Source organism: Rhodopseudomonas sp. BR0C11 (assembly GCF_010820945.1).
In the GTDB taxonomy this organism is placed as follows: Bacteria; Pseudomonadota; Alphaproteobacteria; order Rhizobiales; family Xanthobacteraceae; genus Rhodopseudomonas; species Rhodopseudomonas palustris_H.
Genome location: NZ_QTKI01000377.1, coordinates 1 through 4,756 on the forward strand (window position 1 = coordinate 1; position 4,756 = coordinate 4,756).

A 4,756-nucleotide genomic window follows, 5' to 3' on the forward strand; every position below is an offset into this window, starting at 1 on the left:
CGACCGCGCAGGCCGCAGCCGCTCAGGCGGCAACTGCCAACGCCACCACCGGAACGCCGGTGCCGCCGCAGCCCGGCCAGACCACGCCCGACGGCCAGCCGGCCGGAGAGGCGAAGCTCGCCCACGCGCTCGCTGGCGCCGGCGACGATGCGTCGCCGAAGGCCGGCGCCTCGCACCTGAAGCCGGACGCGGCGCTGCCGCAAGCCCAGGCGCAGGCCGACGCCAACACCATGCTGCCGCAGACGCCGGTCGCGGTGCCCCAGCATCTGCAGCCGGCGGCCACCACCGGCGTCAATGCGGCGGCCGCCTCGCAGCTCACCGCGACCAACGCCGCCAACGCGCCGGTGCCGGTCGAAGGGCTCGCCGTCGAGATCGCCACCCGCGCCAAAGGCGGCGCGACCCGCTTCGACATCCGTCTCGATCCGGCCGAACTCGGCCGCATCGACGTGCGGATCGACGTCGATCGCCACGGCCAGGTGACGTCGCATCTGACGGTGGAGAAGCCTGAGACGCTGCAGATGCTGCGCCAGGATCAGACCCAATTGCAGCGCGCGCTCGACGACGCCGGTTTGAAGACCGGCGACAGCGGCCTGCAGTTCAGCCTGCGTGACCAGTCCTCGTCGGGTCAGCAGGGCCAGCAGCAGGAGAGCGGCCGCAGGTCGCAGCGGCTGGTGATTTCGCAGGATGAACTGCCGCCCACGCCGGTCGCGAGCCGCGGCTACGGCCGCATGCTCGGTGCGAGCGGCGGCGTCGATATTCGAATCTGAGGAGCAACGCGCATGTCCGTCGATTACACAACCGCGACTACGCCGTACTCGGCCCCGAATCCGAACTACTCCGCCGACAGCGCCAAGTCCAAGACCAGCTCGACCCCGGGCATCGCGGACAATTTCCAGACCTTCCTGACGCTGCTGACGACACAGCTCAAGAACCAGAACCCGACCGACCCGCTGGACACCAACCAGTTCACCCAGCAATTGGTGCAGTTCGCCGGCATCGAACAGCAGCTCAAGACCAACGACTCGCTCAGCTCGCTGGTGCAGCTGCAAACCACCGCACAGGCGACACAAGCGATGAGCCTGGTCGGCGCCAACGCCATCGTCGATGGCAGCAAGGTGCAGATGACCAAAGGCAATGCGATCTGGTCGCTGTCGACCGACAAGCCGGTCAGCGCCCAGGTTTCGATTCAGAGCGACACCGGCCAGACGGTGTATTCCGGCAAGTTCACCATCAATGCCGGCAAGGATCAGGCGTTCAAATGGGACGGCCGCGGCAACGACGGCACCCAGTGGCCGGACGGCAACTACAAGCTGTCGATCGTCGCCACCGATGCGTCGGGCAAGACCGCCACGGTCTCCACCCAGATCCAGGGCACGATCGACTCCGTCGACCTCACCCAGACGCCGCCAAAACTGTCGATCGGCGGCCAGAACTTCTCGCTCGACCAGATCAACAAGCTGGTCCGGGCCAACAGCACCGCCACCTCGATGTGACGGTGCTCCGCGCCCGGATCTGCCGGGCGCTTACTGCTCGATCAGCTTGTCGGCGAAGTAAGCGATCGTCTTGCGATACACCAGCGCACGATTCCACTCGCGCATCGCTTCGAAATTCGCCGAGCCTTCTTCGTAGGAGCCGCCGGCCTTCCAACCGGCGCTCTTCAGCAGATTGGCGGTCGAGGCCAGCACGTCCGGCACACTGTGGCGCAGATTGACGTGGCCGTTGCCGTCGTAGTCGACGCCGTACTTGATGTAGGACGACGGCAGGAACTGGGTCTGGCCGATTTCGCCGGCGTAAGCACCGACCATATCGCGCAGCGTCAGGTCGCCGCGCTGCAGGATCTGCAGCGCCGCCAGCAGTTCGCCCTGGAACAGCTCGGTCCGGCGGCAATCATGCGCCAGCGTCGCCAGCACGCGGAACACCGGCAGCTTGCCCATGTCGCCCTTGCCATAATCGGTCTCCAGGCCCCAGATCGCCACCACGATCTGCGGCGGCACGCCGAACTGGCGCTCGATCCGCGACAGCAGCGAGGCGTGGCGCATCAGCATCGCGCGGCCGGCCTTGATGCGGCCGGCGCCGACCCGGGTCGAGACGTATTGTTCGAAGCTCTTGTTGAAGGTGCCGCGCTGGCGGCGATCGAACGCCAGCACGCCGGGGTCCTCGGTGACGCCGCCGAGCGCCTGCGAAATCACGCCCTGGGAAATTCCGGCCTGGGCTGCATCAGCGGAGAAGCTGGCAATGAAGCTGTTGAAGTCGCCGCCGCAGCGGGCGGCCTCAGCCGGCGCGGTGGACAGCAGGGCGCCGCCGAGGGCGCAGGTGACGAGAGCAAGGCGCAGCTTCAACATCTGAATCGTGTCTCCAAACAAGGGAAATGGCGAAGGGAAAGGACGGCGTACCGAACCTGAATGCGTATTGATGCGTATTGCTATGACAACCGCGCGAATCTACCATTTCATACTTGCGGTTGCGAGGCGGGACCAACAGCGCCATATCTGACCCGACAAGTCGGCCCCGAATCCAGGGACGCTGGCGACAAGCTGGCGAACCATCGTTAGCGAAGGGAAGAACATCATGCCGCGCCGGAGTGCCTTGCTGGGCCAACCGCTGTTTCGCCTGCTGGCGATCAATCTGGCGATCGGTGTGATGATCGCGGCTTTGCTGCTCGGCGGGCTGCTGTATCTCAACCCCGGCCATCTGCGCGATCTGATCTTCGCCGACGACTCGCCCGGCACCGCGCTCGGTCTGCTGCTGTTCGGCTTCGTCGTGACTTTCGGTTCGGCCGCGATGGGCTCGGCCATCATGGCAATGGGCAGCGATCTGCGCGGCGGCGGCAAGGGCGGCAAGAAGCTGGAATTGCCGATCGAACTGATCCCCGGCGCCAAGGCGATCCCGGTCCGCGCCGAGCATGGCGCCCGCGCAGTGCGTCGGCACGGCAGCCTCTGAGCCGGCAGCTTGCGGCGCCTTCCGGCGCCGTAGCGCTCCACCTCTCCCGATCCGCTCGGCCCGCGCCATCGCGGCTCCTCTGGCATCAAAACCGCGCCGATGAACCCATCGGCGCGGTCGTTGTTCGCATCCTGGAACTGTCGCGGATCACCGTGGCGAAACGGCGGCTGAGCGCCGCCGTCACCGTTCATGCATCAGGCCGCGCGGCGCTGATGCTTGCCCTCGCGGATCTCCTCAATAATCTTGGCCGAGAACGCCTCAAGGTCGCCCGGGTTGCGCGAGGTGATCAGGCCGTTGTCAGTGACGACCTGGGAATCCTCCCACTTGGCGCCGGCGTTGATCACGTCCTGCTTGATCGAGTGATACGAGGTCATCCGCTTGCCCTTGGCGATGCCGGTTTCGATCAGGAGCCACGGCGCGTGACACACCGCCGCCACCGGCTTGCCGGCATCATAGAACGCCTTGATCAGCTTCAGCGCGTCCGGATTGACCCGCAGCAGGTCCGGATTGATCTGGCCGCCCGGCAGCACGATCGCGTCGTAATCGCCGGCCTTCACCGCGCCGAGCTGCTTGTCGACCTTCACCGGCCGGCCCCAATCCTTCATGTCCCAGCCTTTGATCTCGCCCTGTTCCGGCGAGACGATATCGACCTGCGCTCCGGCCGCCTTCAGCTTGTCACGCGGGGTTTCCAGTTCCGACTGTTCGAAGCCGTTGGTAGCCAGAATAGCGACGCGCTTGCCATCGAGTTGGCCTGCCATATGTGCTCTCCCTGTCGTTGATCAGCGCCCCGCTGAGTAATCGCAGGCACGGATGATCGTTCCGCAGGGAACACTGCAGATCAGCCGCTGTCAGGGAACGGGGAAGAGCAGCGACCCGGTATTGAGGGGGCAGGCAGAACACAGCAACCGGTATCCCTGCGGGTTACGACTTCACCTACAAATCGAAGCGAGGAGCTTCGAAGTGCCAAGATACCAACTCGCCGGAATCAACCAGCGTTATCCGGCCCGATAACACCGCGGATTGCCGTGCCTCTTCTGAGAACGACGATGTCGTCACGATGTAGCCGTGGTAGGCATTCTGCTCTTCGATGACCCCCTTAAACTGCTGCACGACGGGTCGCCCGACCCGATTGTCGGGCGCGTTCCGTTTGCACTGTGTGACGATGAGGCCTTTCGGGTGGACTGCAAATCCATCGACGCCGAGGTCGTTGGACCTCTGGGTGACCCATGACTTGCATCCCGCGCTCTCGAAGAAGCTCATGACGTGGCGTTCGAACTGGAAGGGATCCATCTTCAGCAGTGCGTCGTGAACACCGGCTCCTTCCTGGGGTGTCGCGAACCGGACCGGGTCCACCGGACGTTCGCGCATTGCGGCCTTCATTTTCCAGCTGGTCTCGCGCAGACGTTCATCCTTGATGATGATGTCGATGACCTCTGCGATGGCCGGCCGCGGCGCGGGATCCCTGATGATCGCCTCGATAATCGACGTGATCCCTGCGGCGCCGAGGAAGACCAAAAGCAGGATCGGCACGCCGATGGCGCCGCCGAATGCAGCCAGTCCGGCGGCCTGGCCTCCAACGAGAGGAACGGCGGCCAGGGTCGCCGGGATGGCAACTTTCACGGCGATAGGAAGATTCGAGTGCCTGTAATTCTGAACTGCCTCAGTGACGCGCGCCGCGACGAACTTCACCACGGAACGAGAGTCGACGAGACTAGACAGACGCCTGACCTTGTCCGCAACACTCAGTTCGCTCGCGACGATGTCTCGCGATTGCCCAAGCCACCGGATCGCCTGCAGTCGATCGTCGGCACTCCCC

6 protein-coding genes are annotated in these 4,756 nt (G+C 64.9%); 3 read left to right on the top strand and 3 right to left on the bottom strand.

All coding sequences use genetic code 11. The features are described from left to right. Both DYI24_RS21440 and DYI24_RS21445 read left to right on the top strand, forming a co-directional pair. A partial coding sequence (locus tag DYI24_RS21440) for a flagellar hook-length control protein FliK (protein ID WP_164573765.1) occupies positions 1–767 on the top strand: 767 nt, incomplete at its 5' end. Positions 768–779: 12 nt separating this feature from the next. Then, positions 780–1,493 carry a flagellar hook capping FlgD N-terminal domain-containing protein gene (locus DYI24_RS21445; RefSeq protein ID WP_107343441.1) on the top strand — a complete coding sequence of 238 codons (714 nt, stop codon included), beginning with the start codon at positions 780–782 and terminating at the stop codon, positions 1,491–1,493. 30 nt (positions 1,494–1,523) lie between these two features. On the opposite strand, the gene DYI24_RS21450 is transcribed toward DYI24_RS21445, so the two are convergent. Further along, positions 1,524–2,342 carry a lytic murein transglycosylase gene (locus DYI24_RS21450; RefSeq protein WP_164573766.1) on the bottom strand — a complete coding sequence of 273 codons (819 nt, stop codon included), beginning with the start codon at positions 2,340–2,342 and terminating at the stop codon, positions 1,524–1,526. A gap of 226 nt (positions 2,343–2,568) precedes the next feature. Here DYI24_RS21450 and DYI24_RS21455 point away from each other — a divergent pair, with 226 nt between their 5' ends. Next, positions 2,569–2,940: a hypothetical protein gene (locus DYI24_RS21455; RefSeq protein WP_164573767.1), complete on the top strand. Its 372-nt coding sequence runs from the start codon at positions 2,569–2,571 to the stop codon at positions 2,938–2,940. 194 nt (positions 2,941–3,134) lie between these two features. Here the strand turns inward: DYI24_RS21455 and DYI24_RS21460 are convergent, their stop codons facing one another. Next, positions 3,135–3,698, bottom strand: a complete 564-nt coding sequence (locus DYI24_RS21460; RefSeq protein ID WP_164573768.1) for a type 1 glutamine amidotransferase domain-containing protein — start codon at positions 3,696–3,698, stop codon at positions 3,135–3,137. A 175-nt stretch (positions 3,699–3,873) separates the two neighbouring features. Further along, a partial coding sequence (locus DYI24_RS21465) for a restriction endonuclease (protein WP_164573769.1) occupies positions 3,874–4,756 on the bottom strand: 883 nt, incomplete at its 5' end.